At 42.5% G+C, this 19,251-nt stretch carries 20 protein-coding genes; 7 read left to right on the top strand and 13 right to left on the bottom strand.

Translation table 11 applies throughout. The features are described 5' to 3' along the window. Nucleotide 1: 1 nt before the first annotated feature. From sthA to ppsR, 3 genes are all read right to left on the bottom strand, one after another. A complete protein-coding gene (gene sthA, locus AAEY80_RS07710; protein WP_217271548.1) occupies nt 2-1,645 on the bottom strand; it encodes a Si-specific NAD(P)(+) transhydrogenase in 1,644 nt (547 codons plus the stop codon). Between the two features lie 78 nt (nt 1,646-1,723). Beyond that, a complete protein-coding gene (locus tag AAEY80_RS07705) occupies nt 1,724-2,131 on the bottom strand; it encodes a DUF4377 domain-containing protein (RefSeq protein ID WP_201566235.1) in 408 nt (135 codons plus the stop codon). Between the two features lie 117 nt (nt 2,132-2,248). Next, nucleotides 2,249-3,145, bottom strand: a complete 897-nt coding sequence (gene ppsR, locus AAEY80_RS07700; protein WP_025653347.1) for a posphoenolpyruvate synthetase regulatory kinase/phosphorylase PpsR — start codon at nt 3,143-3,145, stop codon at nt 2,249-2,251. A 600-nt stretch (nt 3,146-3,745) separates the two neighbouring features. On the opposite strand from ppsR, the gene ppsA reads away from it, so the two are divergent. The 6 genes from ppsA (at nt 3,746) to AAEY80_RS07670 (ending at nt 9,392) form a co-directional block, all read left to right on the top strand. Continuing rightward, complete coding sequence (gene ppsA, locus AAEY80_RS07695) at nt 3,746-6,130, top strand: phosphoenolpyruvate synthase (RefSeq protein WP_025653345.1); 2,385 nt, start codon at nt 3,746-3,748, stop codon at nt 6,128-6,130. A 139-nt stretch (nt 6,131-6,269) separates the two neighbouring features. Beyond that, nucleotides 6,270-7,256, top strand: coding sequence for an RDD family protein (locus AAEY80_RS07690; protein WP_227502416.1), 987 nt, complete (start codon nt 6,270-6,272; stop codon nt 7,254-7,256). 235 nt (nt 7,257-7,491) lie between these two features. Beyond that, the gene (gene rpsF, locus AAEY80_RS07685; RefSeq protein WP_025653341.1) at nt 7,492-7,896 is read left to right on the top strand and encodes a 30S ribosomal protein S6; all 405 of its coding nucleotides are present in this window, start codon (nt 7,492-7,494) and stop codon (nt 7,894-7,896) included. 16 nt (nt 7,897-7,912) lie between these two features. Next, nucleotides 7,913-8,143, top strand: a complete 231-nt coding sequence (rpsR, locus tag AAEY80_RS07680) for a 30S ribosomal protein S18 (protein WP_025653340.1) — start codon at nt 7,913-7,915, stop codon at nt 8,141-8,143. A 20-nt stretch (nt 8,144-8,163) separates the two neighbouring features. After that, nucleotides 8,164-8,679 (top strand): 50S ribosomal protein L9, encoded by a 516-nt coding sequence (gene rplI, locus AAEY80_RS07675; protein WP_101210960.1) that lies wholly within the window; start codon nt 8,164-8,166, stop codon nt 8,677-8,679. Between the two features lie 488 nt (nt 8,680-9,167). After that, on the top strand, nt 9,168-9,392 hold the full coding sequence (locus AAEY80_RS07670; protein WP_025653335.1) for a hypothetical protein: 225 nt from the start codon (nt 9,168-9,170) through the stop codon (nt 9,390-9,392). 35 nt (nt 9,393-9,427) lie between these two features. On the opposite strand, the gene AAEY80_RS07665 is transcribed toward AAEY80_RS07670, so the two are convergent. Genes AAEY80_RS07665 through cobT form a run of 3 tightly spaced genes read right to left on the bottom strand, consistent with a single transcriptional unit; the run spans nt 9,428 to nt 12,008 of the window. Further along, the gene (locus AAEY80_RS07665) at nt 9,428-10,018 is read right to left on the bottom strand and encodes a histidine phosphatase family protein (protein ID WP_201566237.1); all 591 of its coding nucleotides are present in this window, start codon (nt 10,016-10,018) and stop codon (nt 9,428-9,430) included. Nucleotides 10,019-10,053: 35 nt separating this feature from the next. Then, a complete protein-coding gene (gene cobS, locus AAEY80_RS07660) occupies nt 10,054-10,941 on the bottom strand; it encodes an adenosylcobinamide-GDP ribazoletransferase (RefSeq protein ID WP_201566238.1) in 888 nt (295 codons plus the stop codon). Further along, nucleotides 10,941-12,008: a nicotinate-nucleotide--dimethylbenzimidazole phosphoribosyltransferase gene (cobT, locus tag AAEY80_RS07655; RefSeq protein ID WP_173239522.1), complete on the bottom strand. Its 1,068-nt coding sequence runs from the start codon at nt 12,006-12,008 to the stop codon at nt 10,941-10,943. Before cobT ends, cobS begins: the two co-directional genes overlap by 1 nt. A 109-nt stretch (nt 12,009-12,117) precedes the next feature. Between cobT and AAEY80_RS07650 the strand changes: the two genes are divergently transcribed. Continuing rightward, complete coding sequence (locus AAEY80_RS07650; protein ID WP_025653331.1) at nt 12,118-13,254, top strand: glycerate kinase; 1,137 nt, start codon at nt 12,118-12,120, stop codon at nt 13,252-13,254. A gap of 140 nt (nt 13,255-13,394) precedes the next feature. Here the strand turns inward: AAEY80_RS07650 and AAEY80_RS07645 are convergent, their stop codons facing one another. The 7 genes from AAEY80_RS07645 to AAEY80_RS07615 form a co-directional block, all read right to left on the bottom strand. After that, nucleotides 13,395-13,652, bottom strand: coding sequence for a hypothetical protein (locus tag AAEY80_RS07645; protein ID WP_350588144.1), 258 nt, complete (start codon nt 13,650-13,652; stop codon nt 13,395-13,397). Between the two features lie 355 nt (nt 13,653-14,007). Further along, nucleotides 14,008-14,346 (bottom strand): RidA family protein, encoded by a 339-nt coding sequence (locus AAEY80_RS07640; protein ID WP_025653328.1) that lies wholly within the window; start codon nt 14,344-14,346, stop codon nt 14,008-14,010. A 75-nt stretch (nt 14,347-14,421) separates the two neighbouring features. Next, a complete protein-coding gene (locus AAEY80_RS07635) occupies nt 14,422-15,669 on the bottom strand; it encodes an NAD(P)/FAD-dependent oxidoreductase (RefSeq protein WP_350588143.1) in 1,248 nt (415 codons plus the stop codon). A 355-nt stretch (nt 15,670-16,024) separates the two neighbouring features. Then, nucleotides 16,025-16,747, bottom strand: coding sequence for a hypothetical protein (locus AAEY80_RS07630; RefSeq protein WP_156915679.1), 723 nt, complete (start codon nt 16,745-16,747; stop codon nt 16,025-16,027). A 161-nt stretch (nt 16,748-16,908) separates the two neighbouring features. After that, nucleotides 16,909-17,310: a hypothetical protein gene (locus tag AAEY80_RS07625; RefSeq protein WP_156915678.1), complete on the bottom strand. Its 402-nt coding sequence runs from the start codon at nt 17,308-17,310 to the stop codon at nt 16,909-16,911. A 227-nt stretch (nt 17,311-17,537) separates the two neighbouring features. Further along, nucleotides 17,538-18,548, bottom strand: a complete 1,011-nt coding sequence (locus tag AAEY80_RS07620; protein ID WP_227693146.1) for a DUF2931 family protein — start codon at nt 18,546-18,548, stop codon at nt 17,538-17,540. Between the two features lie 152 nt (nt 18,549-18,700). Next, complete coding sequence (locus tag AAEY80_RS07615) at nt 18,701-19,105, bottom strand: hypothetical protein (RefSeq protein WP_025653323.1); 405 nt, start codon at nt 19,103-19,105, stop codon at nt 18,701-18,703. Nucleotides 19,106-19,251 lie beyond the last annotated feature (146 nt).

The following is a 19,251-nucleotide window of genomic DNA, read 5'->3' as shown; positions in this document are numbered from 1 at the left end:
CTTAGAAAACGCGGTTAAGACCATTGAGTGCCGCGACGCGATAAGCCTCTGCCATCGTTGGATAGTTAAAGGTCGTATTAACGAAATACTCAAGAGTATTATTACATTTCATGACCGCCTGCCCAATATGGATAATCTCTGAGGCATGGTTGCCGTAGCAATGAATCCCCAATATCTCAAGGGTCTCACGGTGGAATAGTATCTTTAATACACCTGTGCGCTCACCGATGATCTGAGCACGGGCTAGATGCTTAAAGAAAGCCTGTCCTACTTCATAAGGGACTTGCTCATCCGTTAGCTCCTGCTCGGTCTTACCGATACTAGAGATTTCTGGAATGGTATAAATACCAGTAGGGACGCTCGAGACTGGCTCTGCGTCACTATCACCAACCATAAAGGCTGCCGCACAGCGACCTTGGTCATAAGCGGCAGAAGCCAGAGATGGCCAGCCAATCACATCGCCAGCCGCATAGATATTTTCGATATCAGTACGGTAGGTATCATCCACTTTTAGCTGACCACGACTATTGGCTTCTAAGCCGATAGCTTCTAAGTTTAAGCCTTCCGTATTCCCTGAGCGACCATTGGACCAAAGGATCGCATCAGACTTGATTTTCTTACCACTTTTTAAGTGCAAAATGACACAATCATCGTGAGTTTCAAGATGATCGATCTCTTCATTGTTGCGAATCAGAACGCCAAATTGTCTAAAGTCATGCGCTAGCGCATCACTGATTTCACTGTCTAAGTAGCTGAGTAGCTTGCTCTGATTGTTGATCAAGTCGACTTTATAGCCCAGACCAGTAAAGATAGAGGCGTACTCACAGCCAATGACCCCAGCACCATAGATGATGATTTTTTTGACCACATAATCCATTTGCAGGATTTTATCTGAGTCAAAAACGCGTGGATGATTGAAGTCTAAAATCTCTGGCCGATAAGGACGGCTACCGACCGTAATAATGGCTTTATTAAAAGTAACGGTTTCAAAGACATTTTCGTCGAGTTCGACACGGATGGTATGCGCGTCGGTAAAGCTTGCCCAGCCATGAATCACTTCAATCTGATTGCGCTCATAAAAGCGGGTATGGGTACTGACTTGATTGCGTATCACTTTGCGGGCGTTGGCGAGCACCTTATTTAGCGGTACTTGATGATACTCCATCGCTTTGGTAAACATCGGATCACGGCGAAAGTTAATCAAGTTAAATACCGATTGGCGTAAGGCTTTACTCGGAATCGTGCCGACATGAGTAGAGTTGCCCCCGACTTGCTCACGTGGATCGATGACTACAACTTTTTTGCCTGATTTAGCAAGCTTCATGGCAGCCGCTTCACCAGCGGGACCTGCGCCCAATACCACCGCATCATATTCAAACTGATGCTTATCACCCTTGATACGCTCAGAGTCTTTGGTAAAGCCTGACTTTACATCAATACGAGTATCATCTAGCGGGTTGACTAAGTCAGGATGGTGCATGATGTCATCGTTGACTTGCTCATGCGTTTGTTCGATTTTTTCTTTTTTGTTTTGCCCTTCTGTGCGTTCAGGCGTCGGCGCTGTGCCGCTCTCTTTATTAGACACTTCAGTATGAATGTCTTCACCGATATCATTGGTAGCGTCGTTTGGTTTTTTGCTTCCCATCGTGTCCTCTTTATTTCTTTATTTATCTGTCTTTAGGCTATGAGTGAATCACTGCTTAGATGAGCCATGGTCATGCTGCTAAGGAGTGCCCACCATACGTTGTGATAGGATGTTTTGCAATGTCCAATGCCCTGTCAAGCTTTGCTTGCCTTCATCTATTTGTGGACGCACGCTAATCACATACTCAGTGCCAAGGCTTGGTTTAAAATCATCGATCCAATCATAAGGAATCTGAAACACGCTACCATCTTTGCTCGATTTAGCCAGCAGGCACTGCATCGGTAAGGCCGAAGCACATGCCACACGATTTGGCGTCACGGTAAGCGTTTGCGCTTCACCCAACACGATAGTTGGAATATAACGTGGCTCAGGTACCGGCTCGCGTGCAAATAGTGACGTCTGACAAGCACTAAGCAAAGTAGCCGCGCTTAACAACAGGCTAGTAAGTAATAAAGGTGTCTTTCTAGACTTATAAGGTGAACTCATAATATTCTCTATATGATAAAGGCATGGTTTTAAGTGAAATGGTTTTAGATGAGACTGTCATATATAAAGTGGTACAAATTTTTTTGGTCAACGCTGACGTATGACCAGCCGCTAGCGTTAGCCAATGCGGCGTTTAAGACCCGTCATCTGTAAGATACGCGTGGCAATCTCTTCCACCGACATCTCTGAGACATCTAGGCTCGGAATACCGTGAGTAATATAAATCCCTTGTATCGCCCGTTGCTCTTGCTGGCACTGCTGATAGCTTGAGTAACGACTACCAGCACGGCGCTCTTGACGAATTTTGACCAAACGATCGGTATCAATAAGCAGACCGAACAATTTGTCTTTGTGCTCACGCAATGCTTTTGGCAATTGGTTGTCGTACAAGTCATCTTCGGTCAACGGATAATTGGCCGCACGGATACCGAATTGTAAGGCTAAGTATAATGACGTTGGGGTTTTACCCGAGCGTGACACGCCCACCAAAATGATGTCAGCAGCATTATAATGACGCGTACGTGCGCCATCATCATTATCCAAGGCAAAATGAACCGCGTCGATACGTTCTTTATAAGTCTCAGAGTCGACATCATCGTGTGCATGACCTGAATGTCCGTCTGGCTCTACCCCAGTCTCTTCAGCGACACGCCCAATCAAACCCTCATACATGTCTAGATTACAGCTGGTTGCTGAGTTAATTTTTTCGCGAATCTCAGGGCTGACAATGGTATCGAACACCAAAGGCAGCACACCATCGCGCTGATAAGCCATGTTGATTTGCTCAACGGCATCTTCAGCCCGCTCTAAGCTATCAACATAGGGCAGCACGCGGGTCTCAAAAGGCACTGAAGCAAACTGACTTAAAATAGCGCGTCCAAGGGTCTCAGCCGTAATAGCCGTACCATCAGAGATAAAAAACGCACTTCTTATGGTTTGTGAATTGTCTAAGTTTAACGCATCATGATTTTGAATCGTGGGCTTATCTTGTTCGGATAGATTGCTCGAGTACATAACTTTAACACCTCTTTAACACCTCGGTTAAAACCCTAATAGTGGCCTAGAGTTAGCTTGTCGCTTTTTGCTCGTCTTTTAATCAATATTACTATTTTAATTATTTGTTAGGTTATTTATGCAAGTCATTGCACGCTTCATTATACGCATAATAGCGGCTCAATAGAAATCAATGTTGTCGGCAAACAGTGACACACCCGCGCCTTTACGGTCTGTATTGCGCTGCATGATTTTATTCATCGACTATATAAAACCTAACTTTATATTTTATGGATTGTGTTTTATATTTTATAGATTGTGTCTTATATATAGGTATGAAAAATATAAGTATGAAAACGGTAAAAGCGATTTTGGCCAGCATTTACTCATTTTTAGACATTTAAATAACCATAATGACACCCTGCTATGCTAGTAATATTAAAATTTTAGAGGGATCTCAAAAATAAAATACTCAGGCGGCTGCCATAAATTATGTAGCAATCCCGACAATTTGTATCTTTTTGACGAATTTTTTGGTTCAAGGTCTCGAAATTCTTTAAATATAGGGGTATAATCGACCGTTATAATCTTTACTAAATAACCTTATTTTCTGGAGTTATCATGGCAGCGCAATCTACAGCACTTGTAATCAATCTTGATCAGCTAGGAAAAGACGACATTGAGATGGTCGGTGGCAAGAATGCCTCGCTTGGCGAGATGATCAGCCATTTATCTGATTTGGGTGTCAGCGTTCCAGGCGGCTTTGCCACCACATCAAATGCGTTCAATCGCTTTTTGACAGAAACAGGCTTACTTGACAAAATCAATAGCGAGCTAAAAACATTAGATGTGAATGATGTGAATAAGCTGGCTGCTACGGGTAAAAAAATCCGTACGTGGATTATTGAGCAAGAGCTGCCAAGCGATCTAGAGCAAGAAGTGCGTCAGTCATTCGAAACCATGAGTGGCGGCGAAGACATCGCCGTTGCTGTACGTTCTTCTGCGACTGCCGAAGATTTGCCAGATGCCTCATTTGCCGGTCAGCAAGAGACTTTTTTAAACATTCGCGGCATTGATAACGTCCTAATCGCGATTAAAGAAGTTTTTGCGTCTCTTTATAACGACCGTGCTATCTCTTATCGCGTGCACAAAGGCTTTGAGCATGAAGGCGTCGCTCTATCTGCTGCTGTACAACGCATGGTACGTTCAGAAACTGGCGCCGCTGGTGTGATGTTCACCCTAGATACCGAGAGTGGCTTTGATCAAGTCGTCTTTATCACTTCAAGCTATGGCCTAGGTGAAATGGTCGTACAGGGTGCGGTGAACCCAGATGAATTCTATATCTCTAAGAAATTGCTAGCCAATGGCAAGCCTTCGGTTATTCGCCGTAACCTAGGCAGCAAACATAAGAAAATGATCTATGGTGACGAAGGCAGCACGACTAAATCTGTCAAAACCGTCGATGTCGAAAAACAAGATCGTATGCAGTTCTCATTATCTACCGAAGAGCTGACCTCACTTGCCAAGCAAGCAATGACCATTGAAAAGCATTATGGTCAAGCAATGGACATCGAATGGGCCAAAGATGGCGATACCAATGAAATCTTTATCGTTCAAGCCCGTCCAGAAACCGTAAAAAGCCGCCAAGACAGCAATGTCATGGAACGCTATATCATTAATACAACTGATGCAAAAATCTTGTGTGAAGGCCGCTCAATTGGTCAACGCATTGGTGCGGGCAAAGTACGTATCGTTAGCAACTTAAATGAGATGGACAAAGTCCAAGATGGCGATGTCTTAGTTTCAGATATGACTGATCCTGATTGGGAACCAGTCATGAAGCGTGCCTCTGCCATCATCACCAACCGTGGTGGTCGTACTTGTCACGCCGCTATTATTGCGCGTGAGCTTGGTGTTCCAGCTATCGTTGGTTGTGGTAATGCCACTGAACTGTTGGTTGATGGTCAAGACGTCACCGTTTCTTGTGCTGAGGGTGACACCGGCTTTATCTACGAGAGTCAGATTGATTTTGAAATACAGACCAACTCTGTTGAATCTATGCCAGAGCTTGCCTTTAAGATTATGATGAACGTTGGTAACCCAGATCGCGCCTTCTCTTTCACCCAAATGCCGAACGAAGGTATTGGTCTTGCACGTCTAGAATTCATCATCAACCGTATGATTGGTGTGCATCCAAAAGCCTTGCTAAATATGAACAGCTTGCCACGTGAAATATCACAAGCAATCAATGAGCGTATCGCAGGTTATGCCTCACCAGTTGATTTCTATGTTGATAAATTGGTCGAAGGCATCTCAACGCTAGCTGTAGCATTTATGGATCAGCCCGTTATCGTTCGTATGTCAGATTTTAAGTCAAACGAATACGCTAACTTGTTGGGTGGTAAGTTATACGAGCCATCAGAAGAAAACCCAATGCTTGGTTTCCGTGGTGCTAGCCGCTACGTCTCTGACAACTTCCGCGATTGCTTTGAGCTTGAGTGTAAAGCCCTTAAGCGCGTACGTGACGAGATGGGTCTGACCCACGTCGAGATTATGATTCCATTCGTGCGTACCGTTGATGAAGCCGCTCAAGTGATTGAGTTGCTCGAGAAAAATGGTCTGAAACGTGGTGAAAACGGTCTACGCATTATCATGATGTGTGAGCTACCAACCAACGCGCTATTGGCAGAAGAGTTCTTAGAACACTTCGATGGTTTCTCAATCGGCTCAAACGATTTGACCCAGTTAACGCTTGGTCTTGACCGTGACTCAGGTATCGTCTCGCATCTATTTGATGAGCGTGACCCTGCTGTTAAGAAACTACTGTCTATGGCGATTGATGCTTGCCGCAAAGCTGATAAGTATATCGGTATCTGCGGTCAAGGCCCATCAGACCATCCAGATCTTGCGTTCTGGCTCATGGAGCAAGGTATCAGCTCAGTGTCATTGAACCCTGATTCAGTATTAGATACGTGGTTCTTCTTAGCTGGTGAAGAAGCAAAGTAAGCCGTAACTTAAGTCACAGCGGTAATTCACACAGTCATTGAAGATACAACCATTAGGGTCTATTTGAAAAATCTTGAATAGACCCTAATACTATGTCTTACAGTAGCGACTTAATATATGACTAACTATGCAGGCAATTATGCAGATTTTCCTAGCTCGAAATAACGTACAAGCCGGTCCATACACTTTGGATCAGCTCAATATTATGCTGACATCTGGTGAGGTTTTGCTGGATGATTTGATCTGGCACGACGGCTTAGACCAATGGCAGCGAGTTGGCAATTTAACCAATAACCAACGGGCGTATCGACCTGCCAATATCAGCAGCCCTGAAGTTAATGACTCTATTATCAATAATGTCACCGTGTTTCCCGAAGATGCTGAAACCAGCAGCGCTAAAGACGGAAAAAGCGTGTCATTAGACAGACTATATGGCAAGCCTGAACGTCCAAAAGATAACGCTAAAAATGTGAAAGTAGATATGACAAGCAACCGTCATCATACACCGCATAATAACGTGTCATTAGATAAAACGGCTACCAATAAGAAAAGTACAGCCAAAGACAAAGTCGTTGGCAATGTGGTGCTTGCGCCTATTATGTCGCGCGTATTGGCGACTGCACTCAATGGCTTATTATACCTATTAGCTATCTTTCCACTGGTGTTGGCATTGACCAAAATGGATGTGGATTATAGCAAATTCCAAAATATTCAAGATATGGACACCGCTTATCAATATTCGATGACGCTGATGGAGAGTCTTCCTAGTAGCACATTGATGATATCGCAAGTCATGGTCTTTGGTTTGTTTGCGCTACAATTGATATTTATCACTTTGCGTGGTCAATCATTAGGTAAGCTGATTACGGGTATTCGGGTAGTGGATCAGAACACGCACCGCTTGCCTTCTTTTCTTAAGCTTATCGGTACGCGTACTTTGCTGTTGTTTATCATTTACAACTTATTGTTTTCATTCACCAGCTTCTTAGGCTTTGTGATTGTTGCCATTCATTATTATATGGCGTCTAAAAGCCCGCAAAACATCGGTTGGCATGACAAACTTGCCAAAACCTTAGTGGTAAAAGCGGATAGCAGTCAATTGGTCAAACAACCAAAAGTAAAATAGTCAAAAATATCGCACCTTAAAAACACAGATGCTATGAGAAAAGCAGCGCTTAGCCGTTGCTTTTTTCGTTTATTAGCAGTAGTCGCGTATTAACCTTTGTTTTAGTGCCTGACTACTGCTATAATATGGCGCTTTATAACCTAAGCTTACCCTCTCTCTATGAGACTGAGTTTACCTTATAAATCTCCTTGCTATTAACATAGGGTTAATAGCTACTAATCCGTAAGGAGTCCAAATGAGACATTACGAGCTGGTGTTAATTGTACACCCAGACCAAAGCGACCAAGTGGTCGGCATGGTCGAACGCTATATCAAATTGGTTCAAGACAATGGTGGTGTTATCCATCGTCTAGAAGATTGGGGCCGTCGTCAACTGGCTTACCCGATCAACAAAATCCACAAAGCTCATTACGTTCTTTTCAACGTTGAAACTGACGGTGAGACTTTAGCTGAACTTGAAGAATTATTCCGTTATAACGACGCGATCATTCGTAGCCTAGTTATGCGCCGTGACGACGCTGTCACTGAAGAGTCGCAGTTAGCCAAGAATGCCGATGAAAAACGCGCACGCAAAGCAACTACTCGTCGTCCAGACAGTCGTGAAAACGATAATGACGACAACGACAACAGTGAAGACTAATTAAAGGAGAATACTCATGGCACGTTTCTATCGCCGTCGCAAATTCTGCCGTTTCACTGCTGAAGGCATCACTCACATCGATTATAAAGATGTTGAATTGCTAAAACAGTACATCAGTGATAATGGCAAAATCGTACCAAGCCGCATTACCGGTACGTCTACTAAATACCAGCGTCAGCTGGCGACTGCTATCAAGCAAGCTCGCTATCTTGCGCTACTTCCGTACACTGACAACCATCAGGGTTAACCGTTAACTAGGAGTGACTCATGCAAATTATTTTGTTACAGCGTATCGTCAACCTTGGTAAACTCGGTGAAACTGTCGATGTAAAACCAGGTTACGGACGTAACTTTCTTATCCCTTTGGGCAAAGCACTACCTGCTACTAAAGCTAACATTGAAAAGTTCGAAGCACGTCGTGCTGAGCTTGAAGCTGAAGAAGCTAAAGAAGTCGCTATCGCTCAAGAACGTGCTGATGCATTGACTGATGTTAATGTTATCATGCGTGCTAAATCAGGTGACGAAGGCAAGCTATTTGGCTCTATCGGTACTCGCGATATCGCTGAAGCATTGACTAACTCAGGTCTAGAAGTAGACCGTGCTGAAATCAAGCTACCTGAAGGCACTTTACGTCAAATTGGTGAATATAATGTTGATATTCAACTACACCATGACGTTACTGCTAGCATCTTAGTGACCATTCTTTCTGAAGATGGTGATAACGAAGATTCAGCTGAAGAAGACGAAGCACAAGACGAGAACGAAAACTATTCTGAAGAGTAATCTTCAAAATATCTAGGGCGTGTCTTCATTTCAAAAATGGCGATAAAAATGAGATAAATTGCCGTCAAACAAGAAAAATAGCGTAGATAATATCAGGATATTAACCAGTTATTTGACGATGTTTGGCAAGATTTAGCCATTTTTAGCCCATTTAGATGACTATCGAGTGAATTGAAGACACACCCTAGTTCAAGTCTAAAAAAGAGCCAGTAACTTATGTTGCTGGCTTTTTTTGTCCTTTCCTTTGTTTTCTTAATAGTATAGAGATGAAGCAACCATAACGATGCGATCCTCATACAGCTGATATCTGACTAAAACCCGCATTCAAATCTTCTTTGTCATACCAAAGTCTATGTTGATAGTATTCAGCAACAAATAACCTAAAAACATATACTTAACAATAAGATACTCCCTATGAAAGCCTCTTTATTGTCACTGATTAAGTTGATATTATAATTCTATCTTTTTTATAGATAAGACAGGATCATATGATAAGCACTAACGATAAGTTACTTTGCACACAAGGTAATGACTTTTATTTAGAAGGTGAAACCTATACGGTAGGTCGGATCGTTAATGATAAATACTTTCAATTATTAACGGGTAGCAATGACGATCATTGGTATGCGACTTTAGATGATAAAGGTATTTATGTCAGCTTCGATTCTATGACTGCTCAAAGCAAAAAAGCTTGGTTCGATAAGATAGCTTAATAAAACGCTCATTTATGAGTACATATCATAGCTTTTTACAAGGACTGGTCATCATATATGGCCAGTTTTTTTGGATGAAAATCTAATCTACTACGTTGCTGATAGCTTACAGGTTGAGACCAATCAGCTGCTATCTTTGGCACACTCTGTCCAGCTTCAATCATCTTAGCTGCTGTTATCCAGCCAGCATGACCGACAGCTAGTATTGATGTGTGGTCTTGTACGGCTGAAGCTTTATTTAACCAGCCTTCAACACGGTCAAATAACTCCTGCAAACTTTCCCCATTATCGGGCGCAAAGTCTGCAAAATTATCACACCAGTCATCAATCTCTTGCTTTGCGATTTGCTCCCAAGGTCGGCCATCCCATTCGCCAAAATCAATCTCAGCAAGCTCAGGCGCGACTCGACAGTGAAAACCTCGTTGCACTAATATCTGCCCAACTTTCAATGAGCGTTGTAATGGGCTTACCCAAATGACTTTAGGCAACTGATGCAAACGGGCAAAGCGCTGTATTTTATTAGCCAGACGCTTAATTTTGCGTTTATCGACATTGATATCCGTCTGTCCGATGCAAAACCCATTAGCTGCAATAGGCTTTGGATGACGCCAGATATAAAGAACCATTGATTGATTAGCCTTTTCTAAAGATTTCTTTTGAATTATAAAAAAGGTATAGCCGCTGCCAACCCAGCATATATCGCAACTTCGCTAAGCTGTTGTGTCGCCCCTAGTCCATCACCCGTATAGCCCTCCAGACGCCTACGTAATAAGCGCCGCATATACTCAGTGGCAACTAAAGCCAACACTAAGGCCAATAGCCATTGAGCGATGCCAATCTGCTGTATGGCATTAGGAAATATAACCATCATTAAAACGCCTGCCACCAGTAACCAGCCGCTACTGAACAATCCTTGTAACGCTGTCAGCTGCTGCGCCATAGGTTTGGCCTTGGCATGCTCTATCTCACCGCCATAAGGCAATAGAGCAAGCAGGCTAATACATAGCAAACGTGAAGCCGTATGTCCGATAATCAGTGCGACGATAGCCACCGATAATGACATGCTGGCTAATAAGGAAATCTTTAGCAGTAATGCTGACACCAAACCTAACACGCCATAGGTGCCCAAGCGCGAGTCTTTCATAATAGTCAGCGTGCGCTCGCGAGTCAGACCACCGCCCAAACCATCGCAGCTATCTGCAAGACCATCTTCGTGAAAAGCGCCCGTAAGCTTAATCCCAAAAGCCGTACTCAGTACTGCAGCAACTAGAGGCGTAAATAAAATACTACCGAGCCAAAACACGCCAGCGCAAAGTAACCCAACCAACAAACCGACTGCGGGGAAATGACGGCTGCTCTCGTGTAGCCACTGCGGATTATAGTTTTTGAATGACGGTACAGGCAATCGTGTCAAAAACTGAGTGGCAACCAGTAATAATAGCCATTCATGCTTTATAAATTGCCCAACACTTAGTTTAGACAATGACTGCTGTGAAGGCTCTGGTTGATTTGATAGCTTTTTTGATTCTTGCTTTAGTGGCTTTGACATTAGTTATTTTGCTCACTAATACCCGCCTCACTAAAGCTTGCCATCTCATTGATAATGGCACAAGCTGACTGCAATAGCGGGTATGCAAGCGCGGCCCCACTACCCTCGCCCAAGCGCATACCCATATTGAGTAATGGCTCAGCATTCAGCAGCTTTAATAAATGCGCATGCCCCGGTTCAACCGAATGATGGGCAAAGATAGCATATTGAGCAACACCGGGCGCTAGGCGCTCAGCAGCCAACAACGCGCTACTAGCAATGAAACCATCGATTAATAAAATGCGGCGCTCACTGGCGGCCTGAATCAGCGCCCCTGCCATCATAGCAATCTCAAGCCCGCCTAATGCCGCAAGTATATCAAATGGCGCTTGCACTTCACTGTGCCGCGCTAATACTTGCGTTAAAATATCTGTCTTATGCTGTAGCCCTGCATCATCAAGACCAGTACCACGACCAATACAATCAGCAATTGCTACATTACCCAATCGTGCCAATAAAAGACTCGCCGCTGAAGTATTACCGATACCCATCTCACCGACAATTAATAGGTTGCCAACCATATCCTTTACTACGTTCATACCGTTTTCTAGCGCAGCTAAGCATTCCTGCTCTGTCATGGCAGGTTCTGTTAGCGCATCTCGGCTACCATGACGGACTTTGTAATCGAGCAATTGTGGATGGTCTTTAAAAGGAGAACTGGCAAAGTCTGCATCTACACCAGCGTCGACTACCTTTAGCTCGATATTGTGCTGACGCGCCAAAACGTTGATAGCAGCACCGCCCTGCAAAAAGTTATAAACCATCTGCGCAGTGACCGCACTAGGATACGCGGATGTGCCATGCTTGGTTAGACCGTGATCGGCGGCAAACACTCGAATCTGTGGTTGGGTAATATTCGGTGTAAGCGTCCCTTGGATCATGCCCAATTGCAGTGCCAGTGTCTCTAAGCGACCCAGTGCGCCAAGTGGTTTGGTTTTTAGATCTATAATTTGTTGTAGCTGCTGACGTAGGTCATTGTTTTCTATATTGGCAATAGTGGGCGCAGTAAATGTGATCAAGGCAATCATCCTAAAGGTTATAAATGAAACAGGAGACTATGGTAGCAGATTATCCAATTTATAATGATATGATTGGCCTAATTGCACAATTCCAACTCGCATAATCGTAGAGTATTTCATGAAAATTTTAATCGCCCCTGACTCATTTAAAGAAAGCCTAGAAGCATTGGATGTCTGCCACGCTATCCAGTCTGGATTCAGTCAAGTGTTTCCTGACGCTGACTATAAGCTGCTACCCATGGCAGATGGCGGTGAAGGAACTTCTGCAGTATTGTCTTATGTACTAGGTGGGCGCTGGAAAAACGTGGTGGTGAACGATCCACTCATGCGACCAATTACTGCCAAGTACCTGCTATTAAAAAATGAGACAGCCGTAATTGAAATCGCTCAAGCCTGTGGTCTGCATTTATTAACGACTGAAGAAAGAAATCCATTAATTACGAGTAGTTACGGCGTTGGCGAACTTATTGCGGATGCTTTAGATGAAGGCGTTAAACGCATCATTATCGGTCTGGGCGGTAGTGCCACCAACGATGCCGGTCTTGGTATGTTGATGGCGCTTGGCATGACGTTTCATGATAGTGACGACAATACGTTAGCCCAAGGCGGCGGCGCGCTGGCCAACTTGCAACGATTAGATGCGACAAACTTCCATACTAGTGTGCTGGAGACAGTATTTGAAGTAGCCTGTGATGTCACCAACCCTTTATGTGGCGAGTTGGGTGCCAGTGCAATATTTGGCCCTCAAAAAGGCGCCAGCCCGCAACAAATCAATGATTTGGATAAAGCGCTAACGCATTTTTCGAGTGTATGTGAGCAACATGGCTATCAGAATTACCAAGACATAGCGGGTGCTGGTGCTGCAGGTGGTCTTGGCTATGCGTTAATGAGCTTTTGCCAAGCTGAGTTAAAATCAGGCTTTGATGCAGTGGCAAAAGTTACCAACTTATCACAGCATATTGCAAATGCTGATCTGATTATTACTGGCGAAGGTAAGCTTGACGTGCAGTCTGCTATGGGCAAAGTAGCTAGCGGTATTAGTCAACTCGCCAAGTCTAGTCACAAACCTGTGATTGCTATTTGTGGTAGCGTTGACGGACTCAACCCTGCTCAGACCAGCCAATTCGATGTTGTCATGCCTAGTATTCAAAAATTAGATTCTATTGATAAGGTATTTAAAAACGCTTATAAAAATATCGAAACGACTGCGGTCAATATTGCCGCAGCGATACGCTTGGGTCAAAGTATGAAGTAGCTGTTAATACGTCTCAATTACTACTCGATGATAACCGCAAGCAACAATATAAAGCCAATTTCTTGACTATCAATCAATGGGCGCTACTCATTCCAAAGCGCGCCCATTTAGAGCCCTATCGGTTTAATTGAGGACGTGCTCTAATATCCAACAGCTGACTGCATTGGCATTAGCATAGCGCCTATAATCAATAACGGGATGGCGATTAAGGTTTTCAAAAATGGATACTTGGTCTTTTCCCATCTGGTAAAAACGAAATACAAATTAGCAAAAGGTACAAATAAGTACATGAGTCCCCAAGCAGTCGACTCTTGAAAGGCAATGATAATCAACTTAATCCCGTAAATTATACATATAATTAAAGCGATAAAAAATAAAGCAATTCCTACGATTCCCATACTGCACTCCTCAAAGACATCTTTATGTAAAGTAAACTATCAGATTTATTGCTGAAACATAATAACAGCTGACTTAGAGAATGTATAATAATATTAGACATATGTGCAACAAATTTAATCGAGCTTACTTATCGATATTACTTTTCACTGACTATATATTCTTTGACTTTGGCGTCGTACAGGTTGCAAGCATTAAGCACAAAACAATAGATATTAAGAAATCCGCTAAAAAAGCGGCTTATTCATACTACTGAATGTTAGAAAGTACGGTTAACTTTAGCGATCTGACAAATAAAAAAGGACACAATATTGCTATCATGCCCTCTTTATTCATACCTATATTACAATCAGTCTATTACTCAGCCGCGATGGCTATCATCTCAACCAGTAGTTCAGGACGCGCCAATGCTGACTCGCCACAAGCACGCGCGGGCGGCTGGATACCCTCAAACCAGTTATCCCATACTTCGTTCATTTCGGCAAAGTCCGACATGTCTTTTATCCAGACTGTCACTGATAGCAGTTTTGACTTGTCGCTACCCACTTCTTCTAACAACGTTTGGATCTTTTCCAAACAAGTCAAGGTTTGTGCTTTGATGTCATCTTCCGCATTGCCTACTTGACCACACAAATAAACGGTCTGATTATGAACGACAATTTTACTCATACGCTGATTGCTATGTAGCTTTTTTATCATATTGTATACCTTCAATTTATGAATTTAAGTCTTTGTTGAGCTATTCAGATATGCTGTTAATCTGATATGAGCTTAGTTAGAAAAACGTTGAGCGCTAAAGGGCGCTACATCTACCAGTACCGGCTTGTCATGAATCATCTCTTCAACCAAACGACCTGTCATCGGCCCTAATGTAAAGCCTTGATGACTGTGACCAAACGCAAACCATAGTTTGTCATGCTTGTCTGCAGGCCCAATAACTGGCTTCATATCCGGCATACAAGGACGTGATCCTGCCCACGCTTCGCTCTCAACCGCATCTTCTAATGGTAAGATTTTGCGAGCAAACTTCAATACCGTTTTTAATTGACCGAAGTTCTTTGGTGCATCCATTGTGGTCATCTCAGCACCGGTCGTGATGCGAATCCCTTGCTGCATTGGCCCCATGACAAAGCCTTTATCCATATCAAACATACTGTGATTGATATTGTTTTTATCCGTCACTTTAAAGTGCTGATGATAGCCACGCATCGGGAACAAGGGTAAATTGTAGCCAAGTGGTTTGATCAAGTCATTAGACCAAGGGCCTGCTGCAATCACCAACTTATCACTATAGTAAGTGTCATTATCAGTGATGACTTTCCAACCTTCACCGTCTTGCACGATTTCTTTTACATCACTCTCTTTTATCGTGCCCTGCATGTCTTGGAAGTTTTTCGCATAGGCTTTTACAAGCGAGCTTGGGTTTGACACTTGCCAAGAGTTTTTCCAATGAATTGCACCAACGAAACCTTCAAAATTGGCGCTAGGCTCCATGGCTTTTAATGCTTCAACGTCTAATACGTTATGCTCAACGCCTTGGTTACGAGCATCAATAGCAGAGGCAATCGCTTCTTTAAAGGTCTCCTCCGAGCGATGCAATTGCAACCAACCATCACGAGTAACTAGCTCATCAGCACCAGAGGCGCTAATCATGGTTTGATGCTCGCTGGTGCAATGCTCAATCAACGTCTGCCACTCTGCTTCTATTTTTTTGACAGAGGCGGGCGTAGAGTATTTCCAGTATTGTAAAAGCGCCTGATGATAACGCAAGATAGCTGGGATACGATAGCGAATATCCGTCCCTTGGTTGGGTAATACTCTGATCATCTCAGTCAACTGACGCGGAAATGGATGCGTATGAATCGCTTCGCGCTGGATGAGGCCTGCATTGCCATATGAGGTCTCTGACCCGGGTAGCTTTTTGTCTAACAACAACACCTGCGAACCGTTCTTTTGTAGATGCCACGCAATCGATGTGCCAACCATACCAGCACCAATAACAATAACCTCATAGCGCATAGAATATCCTTTCCTGATAGGTAGTAGAGTCTTGCTTAATAGGGGGTGATAATAACGCGAACCTGACAATTAATAAACCCATATCTAACGGATTTTTTTGTTATCAGATACTTTTGGTTATAGGATTTTATACAAAGTATTTTGGAATGGAATAAGGTTAGTAGTGAGTAGTGAAGAAATCGTCATCGTTTCAAGAAAAAACGTATTTAGATAATCAGTTATACCTTTAATGAAATAGATACCTTCTTATCATTTGATTCGTATTTTTCTCATTAATATAGTCAATTAGACCATATAACTCTAGGTAAAATAGACTTAAAAAATAATTTTAAAGTAATTAGAAAACAACTTCATTTTACGGCTCGTTTTTAGCAAATAGCTGCAACCAGTCACTGAGACCATTAATATCAAAGGCTTTTGCACCATAACCAATACTTAGTAAATCCTCAGGCAGATATTCATCAAACTTCTCGATTATCTTATTGGGTACATTCTCGGAAAGTTCAGTCGCAATTGGCAAAGGTTTATGAGTTAACGCTTGTAAGAATTTCATAACTTGCACTGAATCGGTTTTATTAACACATATCACGCCCGCATACCTCTCAGTAGAGAAATTATGTTGCATCAGCAGGGCTGCTAAGGTGTTGACAATTTTATCACCGCGCCACATAAAGATATAAGTATTACCATCTTGGTCTATAAGTGGTCGATGACGCAGTTGACACCTATCAAAAGTATCAAGGCTTTCTGCGAACAGCTCGCGTGCTATTTTATCAGCGAAATCGACTTTTTTATCACCGACTGCAATACGATAATCGCCACTAATTAATATGTCATACATTTCTTGACGCACTCGGTCATGTATCGACATACCGCCGCTGTCAAAAGCGGGAGGCACACCGCCACCTTTAGCGGCAACGACATAGACGACTTTTTTATCCATATCTATATCTGCTACTTGCCAGCGCCTACCGCCAAAAATAATGTACTGTTTAGGTATGAGCACAGTTGTAACAGGTAGCGTGCCTAGCGTTTTACTACCAGCCACAAGACGATATTCCTCTGGCGTTTTAAACACCGCATAATCATATAGTAGCGTGGTGCAAATATAATCGTAGTCCAATTGATTTTTTTATCTCTCATAAATAAAGACCTAAAATAGTTTGGGAGTGATCTAACGTGACGGATTAAGATATTGTTCATATCCTATCAACGATGGCACCTACTTTATAAATATAATTAGGTAAGTCTAGGATCTTTAGGCACACCACTACTACAGTTGAATTTTTTTAAACCAACAGGTAAGTCATATTTTTTCCAATAGCTCCGAAGCTCAGGAGTTGTCAGTGATTTACCTTGACAGTCCCTAGGGAGCACTGCTTTATCACCCTCACAGACATAATATAAAGTGCCCTTAGGTAAGTTATTTTCTTTCCAAAAAAAGTTTGCTTGCGATTTAGGCACTGGATTGAAACGACGTTCTCCTGTTTTCCAACTTGTTTGAGTTGTACACTCGCTTAACACACCTATATCGTTAGTGAGATATTCAGTCTGTTCTCCTGAAAAGACTCCAGAAGGAGGTAGACATGCCGATAACCAAACTATGTTTGCTGACAACAATGCTAACTTAAATGATTTCACAACTAATTCCCTTTTAATAGTTAACCAGAGATAACTGTACGGTAAAATTGACAGGTATACGGATTGATTCTTAGGATACCAACTGGTATGAGCTCCTCCTTGAAACTTTTTGCCCGACTTTATTTTATCATTGTACGTAGATTTTTTAGTCTGATTCACGCCATTCGTTAAATATCTAAAAAAAAGCACCTCTTAATAAAAGAAGTGCTGTTGTCTTTAGACATAATTTATTTAAACCAAGGATATTCATCATCCTTAAGTACCCGATAGTCACTATCGTATAGGGGTAGATCTCTTTTAGTTATACCATTGTCCAGATAGGCGACGATTTGACCGTCTATTATATCTATAACCAAAGCGGCAGGTCTTTTATCTTCTGCAAAATACTGTCTAAAGATATTAAATATCTCTACATCACCCTCAGGTTGTTCTCTTTGATCTGGATCGTTTTGAGTAACAATGATGTTGCCTCTATAACGCTTGCCCTCTCTTTTAAAGTATATTCGATACCATGCAGGGACTGTTTGTTTGTCAGTATAGACTGATAAATCAAGTTCAGGTTTTGCTATGAACGACATATTCCCATTTATTAAAAACTCAGTATAACCATGTAAGTCAAGCGTAGTGGCTAAATGCCAAGGAAACTTTTGGGTGTTAAACGCCTTCCATCTATCGTACGGAACAGTGCCATCAGCTCTTTGCACTTGAATATGCTCAGGTAGCTTGTCAGTAAAGCCTGCTAAATATTTTTCTTCACTTAATCCCTCAGGATTGAAGTGATTAGCCTCTGCGAAGTACTCCCATGAGATGTCCACTTCTTTAGCCTGAAACTGTGCCACTTCTTCTACTTGTGCCCAGCCAAGGCGCATAGAGACAAAACCACCAGGAGCTAAGGCGAAATGAATCTCCTTAAATTTTTCTGTTTTTAACTTGTTTTCTATATCCATACTTAATTTTCGATTAAACTCTCGTAGAATTATTTCTTTAGGTATTCTCGCTCTGACATGATAGTACTTACCTTCGGTAGGCGACAGCCAAGTTAGATTAATACCGTCAGGTAGCATCGATCCACCACCTGCTTGTGCCCCTGCTGATCGCCAACCGCCATTTGCGTGAGCTGTAAATCCTATTCTTGCGCCATTGTCGTACATCCAAAAGGATTCACCTGCCACCAGCTCTACTGGATAATGACGCGGTGCAAATATAAAGGTTTCCCATGGGGTCTTTTGCTCATTCATAAACTTATCCTTTATAGAGGTGGCTAAGGTTTTGCCCTGCGATGATAGACACGCCGATAATAAGAGAACGACAGCGGAGAGCGCGATTAATAGGATTGATTTCATGTGCTGTCTCTTTAGACTTCATATCGGTTACGATTAATTTGATAAACCTAGCTATCATTTGCTACTTTTGGCACACCGCTACTACAATTAAATTCAGTTGTTCCTACTGGTAGATTGTATTTCTTCCAGTAGCGACGTATCTCAGGTGTGGTCAGTGGTTTACCCTGACAGTCTTTAGGCAGGACTGTTTGAGCACCTTCGCATACATAGTATAAAGTACCCTTAGGCAAATTGTTTCTTATCCAAAATGCATTAGCTTTACTTTTAGCAACGCCATTAAAAGTTATTTCTCCAGTCATAGGATTTATCTCGTCAGTGCATTCGTTGACAATTTGACCTAGATCATTTTTTAGATAGTCTTTTTGCTCGCCAAAGAGTTGACCTGTAGGCGTAAAACACGCGGTTAAGCTTAAGGTGCAAATAGAGAGTGTAAATAGTTTTATTGATTTCATAGTAGCTCCTAGTTGTGAAAATTAACCATCAATGACTTCACGATAAAATTGGTTAGTTTCTGGATTAATTCTATAGTCAAAGAACCAATAAACAGTTACACTAAAGTCTATGGCATACTCTAAAGATTACAGACAAATGATACTAG

This window comes from Psychrobacter sp. 78a-MNA-CIBAN-0178 (assembly GCF_040309625.1).
GTDB lineage: Bacteria > Pseudomonadota > Gammaproteobacteria > Pseudomonadales > Moraxellaceae > Psychrobacter > Psychrobacter okhotskensis.
The sequence above is the reverse complement of the archived record's forward strand: the minus strand, read 5'-3'. Positions and strand labels throughout refer to the sequence as shown.

Bases quoted from the DNA above. Each gene is read 5' to 3' on its own strand.
- sthA (WP_217271548.1), bottom strand. From the start codon at position 1,645: ATGGGAAGCAAAAAACCAAACGACGCTACCAATGATATCGGTGAAGAC.
- AAEY80_RS07705 (WP_201566235.1), bottom strand. From the start codon at position 2,131: ATGAGTTCACCTTATAAGTCTAGAAAGACACCTTTATTACTTACTAGC.
- ppsR (WP_025653347.1), bottom strand. From the start codon at position 3,145: ATGTACTCGAGCAATCTATCCGAACAAGATAAGCCCACGATTCAAAAT.
- ppsA (WP_025653345.1), top strand. From the start codon at position 3,746: ATGGCAGCGCAATCTACAGCACTTGTAATCAATCTTGATCAGCTAGGA.
- AAEY80_RS07690 (WP_227502416.1), top strand. From the start codon at position 6,270: ATGCAGATTTTCCTAGCTCGAAATAACGTACAAGCCGGTCCATACACT.
- rpsF (WP_025653341.1), top strand. From the start codon at position 7,492: ATGAGACATTACGAGCTGGTGTTAATTGTACACCCAGACCAAAGCGAC.
- rpsR (WP_025653340.1), top strand. From the start codon at position 7,913: ATGGCACGTTTCTATCGCCGTCGCAAATTCTGCCGTTTCACTGCTGAA.
- rplI (WP_101210960.1), top strand. From the start codon at position 8,164: ATGCAAATTATTTTGTTACAGCGTATCGTCAACCTTGGTAAACTCGGT.
- AAEY80_RS07670 (WP_025653335.1), top strand. From the start codon at position 9,168: ATGATAAGCACTAACGATAAGTTACTTTGCACACAAGGTAATGACTTT.
- AAEY80_RS07665 (WP_201566237.1), bottom strand. From the start codon at position 10,018: ATGGTTCTTTATATCTGGCGTCATCCAAAGCCTATTGCAGCTAATGGG.
- cobS (WP_201566238.1), bottom strand. From the start codon at position 10,941: ATGTCAAAGCCACTAAAGCAAGAATCAAAAAAGCTATCAAATCAACCA.
- cobT (WP_173239522.1), bottom strand. From the start codon at position 12,008: ATGATTGCCTTGATCACATTTACTGCGCCCACTATTGCCAATATAGAA.
- AAEY80_RS07650 (WP_025653331.1), top strand. From the start codon at position 12,118: ATGAAAATTTTAATCGCCCCTGACTCATTTAAAGAAAGCCTAGAAGCA.
- AAEY80_RS07645 (WP_350588144.1), bottom strand. From the start codon at position 13,652: ATGGGAATCGTAGGAATTGCTTTATTTTTTATCGCTTTAATTATATGT.
- AAEY80_RS07635 (WP_350588143.1), bottom strand. From the start codon at position 15,669: ATGCGCTATGAGGTTATTGTTATTGGTGCTGGTATGGTTGGCACATCG.
- AAEY80_RS07620 (WP_227693146.1), bottom strand. From the start codon at position 18,548: ATGAATGAGCAAAAGACCCCATGGGAAACCTTTATATTTGCACCGCGT.
- AAEY80_RS07615 (WP_025653323.1), bottom strand. From the start codon at position 19,105: ATGAAATCAATAAAACTATTTACACTCTCTATTTGCACCTTAAGCTTA.